6 protein-coding genes are annotated in these 6139 nt (G+C 67.4%); 2 read left to right on the top strand and 4 right to left on the bottom strand.

Annotation, left to right across the window (positions count from 1 at the left end):
- Positions 1 to 161: 161 nt before the first annotated feature.
- Positions 162 to 1229 (bottom strand): YhcG family protein, encoded by a 1068-nt coding sequence (locus GWI24_RS39055; protein WP_210950772.1) that lies wholly within the window; start codon positions 1227 to 1229, stop codon positions 162 to 164.
- Between the two features lie 195 nt (positions 1230 to 1424).
- Between GWI24_RS39055 and GWI24_RS39050 the strand changes: the two genes are divergently transcribed.
- On the top strand, positions 1425 to 3239 hold the full coding sequence (locus tag GWI24_RS39050; RefSeq protein ID WP_210950771.1) for a bifunctional UDP-sugar hydrolase/5'-nucleotidase: 1815 nt from the start codon (positions 1425 to 1427) through the stop codon (positions 3237 to 3239).
- A 53-nt stretch (positions 3240 to 3292) separates the two neighbouring features.
- Here GWI24_RS39050 and GWI24_RS39045 read toward each other — a convergent pair whose 3' ends face one another.
- From GWI24_RS39045 to GWI24_RS39035, 3 genes are all read right to left on the bottom strand, one after another.
- Entirely contained in the window at positions 3293 to 4468 is a 1176-nt protein-coding gene (locus GWI24_RS39045) for a macrolide family glycosyltransferase (RefSeq protein ID WP_210950770.1), read from the bottom strand.
- A gap of 267 nt (positions 4469 to 4735) precedes the next feature.
- Complete coding sequence (locus tag GWI24_RS39040; protein ID WP_210950769.1) at positions 4736 to 4933, bottom strand: DUF397 domain-containing protein; 198 nt, start codon at positions 4931 to 4933, stop codon at positions 4736 to 4738.
- A gap of 12 nt (positions 4934 to 4945) precedes the next feature.
- On the bottom strand, positions 4946 to 5800 hold the full coding sequence (locus GWI24_RS39035; RefSeq protein ID WP_210950773.1) for a helix-turn-helix transcriptional regulator: 855 nt from the start codon (positions 5798 to 5800) through the stop codon (positions 4946 to 4948).
- A gap of 128 nt (positions 5801 to 5928) precedes the next feature.
- Here GWI24_RS39035 and GWI24_RS39030 point away from each other — a divergent pair.
- On the top strand, positions 5929 to 6139 hold a 211-nt coding region (locus tag GWI24_RS39030), incomplete at its 3' end, for an ATP-binding protein (protein ID WP_374103395.1).

Here is a 6139-nt window from a genome sequence, read left to right as displayed (position 1 = left end):
CGCGATCAGCCGCAGCACATCCTCCACCTCGGCCGACGTCAACTCCTCCAGCACATCGAGCCGCCGGGCCCCGGATGTCTCGTTCACCACGTCATTCATGAGGCCGAGCCTACGGCGGCCCAATTGTGCGGCAAGCCGCTGCACAATTTGTTACCAGCGAGTCACCCGGCTGCCCCATCCCCGTCGAGGATGTCGTCGGCGATACGGGAGAGATCCTCGGCACTGGGCATCAGCTCCCGCACATGGGGCGGCAGCGCGGCATACGTGCTCACTGCGAGCGGTGCGTTGTTGCTCCGCAGGGCGTACTCGATCGTCCCCTTGTCGCGGCTCTTCGCGATGAGGATCCCGAGGGTCGGATCGTCGCGCTCCTTGTCCCGGACCAGGTCGTCGACGACGGTGACGTAGAAGCCGAGCTGGCCGAGGTGGGCGGGGCGAGCCTTGTCAGTCTTCAGCTCGATGACGACGAAGCGGTGCAGCTTGTAGTGGTAGAAGAGCAGATCGATCCGGAACTCCTCGTCCCCGACCTTGATGGGGTACTGACGTCCGACGAAGGCGAAGCCGACCCCGAGTTCGGTCAGGAATCGTACGAGCTGCTGCACCAGCGCGTCCTCAAGGTCGCGCTCCGCCACCTTGCCGGAGAGCCGAGTGAAGTCGACTCGGTAGGGATCCTTGACGACCTCGTTGACCGCATCGGAGTCCTCCGGGACCGTGGCGTCGAAGTTGTTGAGCGCGGCGCCCTGGGTGAGGTGCAACTGGGCGTCGATCCAGTGGTCGAGCATGACGCGGGACCACCCCTGCTGCACGGCCCGCTGAGCGTAGAAGTCCAGCTCAGGGCGAGTCTTGCAGCGGCCCATCAGCAGGGTGATGTGCCCCCAGGGCAATTGGGCAACAGCTTGTTGCCCAATTTGTTCGGGCCATGTTCGAGCCATCTGCTGCATGTACTTGAGATTCCGCGCACCGAAACTGCGCTGATTCGGGAAGGCTGTACGCAGCTCCGTCGCCACACGCTCAAGGACCTTTGATCCCCACCTCTCCCGCTCAGTCCGCTCAAGGATCGTCCGGCCGATCTCCCAGTACATCTTGATCATCTCGGTGTTGACCTTCAGCTGAGCGCGCACGCTCGCCTTCGTGACGATCGCCTTGAGGTCATCCACCAGCTCGAAGAAGCCCGGCGGGAGCTCGGACCCTTGCGCCGGAATGGGCGTCTGCTTCGTGAGTTCGTTCTGCATGATCCGCACGCTCACATAACGAACCACCACTCAAACCCCTCATCAGGACTTTTCCGCCGAACGGGCGAAGTCTCCTCACACCGTTGACTGCCGGTCATCAGCTCTTAACCTCACCCCCCTGCCCCGCTACGCGCGTTGACCGTAAGCTGCGCTCCACATCCATGACGGACACACACGGGCACACAAGGGGACGACATGCCAGCGAGACCTCAACGGCGCGGGGCGGGACGCCGGTTGGCCACGGGAGTCGCGGTGCTGGCCGCTGCGGCCGGGGTGCTGACCGCCGTGAGCCCGGCGGGTGCGGACACCGGCGCCGCCGCCTCGGGCAAAGGGCGCACCGTCGACGTGCAGCTGCTGTCCTTCAACGATCTGCACGGAAACCTGGAGCCCCCGCAGGGCTCCTCGGGCACCGTCACCGAGACCCAGGCGGACGGCACCACCAAGACCATCCCGGCGGGTGGCGCCGAATACCTCGCCACCTCCCTCCGTAACGCCCGTAAGGGTCACGAGTACTCGGTCACCGCCGCCGGTGGCGACATGATCGGGGCCAGCCCGCTGCTGTCCGGGCTCTTCCACGACGAGCCGACCATCGAAGCGCTCAACAAGCTGGACCTCGACGTCACCTCGGTCGGCAACCACGAGTTCGACGAGGGCCGCGCCGAGCTGAGCCGGATACAGAACGGCGGCTGCCACCCCAAGGAGGGCTGCTACGAGAAGGGCAAGACCTTCCCGGGCGCCGACTTCCCCTACCTCGCCGCGAACGTCACCGACGAGAAGACCGACAAGCCCATCCTCAAGCCCTACACGGTGTGGAAGCACAAGGGCGTGAAGATCGGCTTCATCGGGGTCACCCTCGAGGGCACCCCGGACATCGTCACCGCCGAGGGCGTCAAGGGCCTGAAGTTCCACGACGAGGTCGAGACGATCAACAAGTACGCCAAGGAGCTCCAGCGCAAGGGCGTGAAGTCGATCGTCGCGCTCATCCACGAGGGCGGGCTGCCCGCCTCCCCCTCGTACAACTACGACTGCGACAACGGCGGTGCGGGCAAGGGCATCTCCGGCCCCATCGTCGACATCGCCAAGAACATCACGCCCAAGGTCGACGCCCTGGTCACCGGCCACACCCACCAGGCGTACACCTGCACCATTCCGGACCCGTCCGGCACCCCGCGCACGGTGACCTCCGCGGCCTCCTTCGGCCGTCTCTACACCGACACCACGCTCACCTACGACCGCCGCACCGGCGACATCGTGCGGACGAGCGTGAAGGGCGCCCACGCGGCGAACCACGTCGTGGACCGTGAGCAGCCCAAGGCCCCCGACATGACCTCGCTCATCGGGCGCTGGAACAAGCTGGCCGCCCCGGTGGCCGGCAAGCCGGTCGGCTACGTCTCCGCCGACGTCAACGGCCGCGGCTCCACCGCGTACGAGACGCCCCTGGGCGACGTCATCGCCGACGGCCAGCTCGAAGCGCTCTCCCCGTCCGACAAGGGCGGCGCCCAGATCGCCTTCATGAACCCCGGCGGCATCCGCTCCGACCTCGCCTACAAGGCGTCGGGCAGTGAGGGGGACGGGGTGGTGACCTACGGCGAGGCATTCACGGTCCAGCCGTTCACCAACATGATGAACGTGATCGACCTGACCGGCTCCCAGCTCATCACCGCGCTCCAGCAGCAGGTCAGCGGCGCCAACGAGGCGTCCCCGCGGATCCTCCAGGTCTCCAAGGGCCTCACCTACACCCTGGACCTGACCAAGTCCGGCAAGGACCGGATCGTCACGGACTCGGTGAAGCTGAACGGTGAGGCGATCGACCCCGCCAAGACGTACCGCGTCGCGCTGAACGAGTTCATCGCGGGCGGCGGCGACGGCTTCCCCGCCTTCAAGGAGGGCAAGAACAAGCTCGTCGGCGCCTCCGACCTGGACGCGTTCACGGCCTACCTGGGCGCGCACTCGTCGCAGTCCTCGCCCCTGGACCCGCCGAAGGCGGACCGCATCACGGTCGTGAAGTAACCGCCCGACGCCTGCCGATGGCCCGGCCGCCACGCGGCCGGGCCATCGTCGTGTCACCGCAGCGCTTCCTCGATCAGGTCGGCGGCCCGCGCGGTGCCGCCCTCGGCCCGCACCTCGGCCCGCAGCCGCGCCGAGGTGCGCGCCACCTCCGGGTCCGTGGTGAGCTCGAGCAGCGCGGCGCGCAGGGCCCCGGCGGTGGCGTCCGCCGTGTCGAAGCGGCGGGCCACGCCCAGTTCGACGAGCCGGTCGGCGTTCATGGCCTGTTCCGCGCCCTGCGGGACGGCGATCATCGGACAGCCGGTGTAGAGCCCCTCGTTGCTGCCGCCCATCCCCGCGTGGGTGATGAACGCGTCGGCCCGCTCCAGGATCGCGAGCTGCGGCACCCAGTTGTGGACCTCGATGTTCGCCGGGATCTCCCCCAGCTCACCCGGGTCCACGTACTTGCCGATCTGGAGCACCACATGCCATCCGGGCAGATCCCCGAAGGCCGCGACGCACTCGCGGTAGAAGGCGGCCTGCCGGGTGTACGCCGAGCCCAGCGAGACCAGCAGCACGTTCTCCGCGCCTGCGGGCCGTTCCCAGCCACCCTGGTCGGCACGGTCCCCGAGGCACGGTCCGACGAACGTCACCACCTCGGTGTTCACCCTGTCGGCGTTCGGCTGCATGGCGCGGGGAATGAGCGCGACACAGCGCGGCGGCAGCCCGGAGAAGGCGTTCGGGTCCGTGGTGGTGGCGCCGGACTCCACGAGCCAGGTCGCGAACTTCTCCTGATACGCGTCCGCGCCGGGAAGGCTCATGATCTGCGCCCCGAACTCGTCGTGGTAGCCCTCCCAGCCCACGATCGTCGGTGACAACTGGACCACCGGGCGCCCCTGCGCCTCGGCGAGCACCCGGGCGGGGTACGCGCCGATGTCGTACAGATACAGATCGGCCGGGTCGCGGTCGTACACGGCGCGCAGTTGGGGCAGGACGTGGATGGCGTCGTCCAGGAACAGGGTCATCGCGGCGATCGGGTCCTCCGGCCAGTCGTTGTCGGCGACCGGCAGCGTGGACTCGAACGGCACGAACTCGGCGCCGGTCGGCGCGATGGCGTCCGCCATATAGGGGTCATTGGCGTAGGTCACCCGGTGCCCGCGCGCCACGAGTTCACGGATGATCTCGAGGCTGGGCAGGGTGTGGCTGATGGCGGGGATGCCGACCATGGCGATATGGGCACGGCGACGGGACATAGAGGATCACTCGTTTCAGGTCTAGGGCGAGATGGACACGACGGCCCGGCGCAGCGGCGATGTCGCCGGTGCGCGGGACGGAACGGCGTATCAGCCGTAGATCTGAAGGAACGAGTCCATGGGCGGCACGGTACCCCGGCCGCCGGCCGGGCCGCCTCCCATTTTCCGGCCTCAGCAAGCGGTAAGTGCCCGCTCAGCGCCGAGCCCTAGGGTCGCGAACGCGACGGGCCGTCTGTTCTCCCTCCCTCTCCCGACGGGCCGTCGCGCCTAACCTTCCTGGAGGCGGTCGAAGTCACCGGCCTTGGCCCCGCGTATGAGGAACCGCAACGCGGCCGGAGTGGTGGTCAGGACGACGTCGGGATCGTCGCTCTCGCGCATTGCGATGACGCCGTTGGCGGCGGCGACGTTCACGCAGTTGGATGCGTCCGCGCTGTAGGAGGACTTACGCCACTGATACGTGGGCACGTTTCTCACCTTTCACATGCTGCGCATGATGCCGTGGATGAAGTCCCGCGACTGAGCCGGCTTGAGGGCGGTCGCCTCCATCCGTTCGAGGAGGGCTCGGTACTTGGCCAACTCAGCCACCGCGTCGATGAACTGACACCCGTGAGCTGAGTCGAGCTGCACCGTGTCGAGCTGCGGCACGGCGCCAGACACATAATCGAACGATTGCCCTGTACCAGGGAAGGTCCCGCCGCCACTGAACGGGATTACCCGAACGTTGATGTTGTCCAGCTCGCCCATCGCGATGACGTGTTCGAGCTGTGCGCGCACCGTGCGCAGCCCACCGAACTCCATCCGCAGGGCAGCCTCGTGGATGATCGCGGTGTACGACACCGGTCTGCCCTCATGGAGAATCGCCTGGCGCTTCATCCGGTAAGACAGCCGGTGCTCCACCTCGTAAGCCCTCAGCGGCGGAGCCGCTTCCCGCAACACTGCCCGGGCGTGATCGACGGTCTGCAACAGCGCGGGGATATGGATGACCACCGCGACGCGGATCTCCCGGGCATGGTGCTCCAGCTCCGCCAGATCGGCGAAACTGGCTGGTAGATGCTCCCGGCACTCATCCCACCAGCCTCGTGTGCGCCCGCCTGTCATCTCCGCCATCGCGTCCACCAGATCGTCCTCCGCGCAGCTGTAGTTGCGTGCGAAGAGCCGCACACGATCCGCGCTCACCGGATATCGACCGGCCTCGATACTGCTCAGACGAGCCTGAATGATCCCGTGCCGCGCGGCGGCAGCGGTTGAAGACAAGCCCGCTCGTTCACGAAGCTTCCGCAGCTCCGCGCCAAGGCGGCGCTGCGTCAACGTCGGAGTACTACTCGGCGGCATCGGCTCTCCCTCGTCACCCACACGAAGTCATTTGGCAGCGCTGCTGTCGATTTCGTAGCAGGTCTACCACTCGCTGCTCTACGGTGTGGGCCGAACCCACTGAACTCCACCCGCCCGAGGGAGACTCCATGGCCAACGTACCGCCGTCCTCCGACCCCTGGACCTACTCCCTCCGCCTGCCCAACGACCCACGCGCCGCACGGATCTCACGGGTCACCCTCCGGGCGGTCCTCTCCTCCCACGGCATGGCCGAGCTGACCGACACGGCGGAACTCCTGACCTGCGAGCTGGTCACCAACGCCGTCCGCCACTCCGACGGCCCCGCCCAACTCCGCATCC

Origin of the sequence: Streptomyces sp. MK37H (genome assembly GCF_018035285.1) — a bacterium.
GTDB lineage: Bacteria > Actinomycetota > Actinomycetes > Streptomycetales > Streptomycetaceae > Streptomyces > Streptomyces endocoffeicus.
This window is presented reverse-complemented; position numbering and strand designations above follow the sequence as displayed.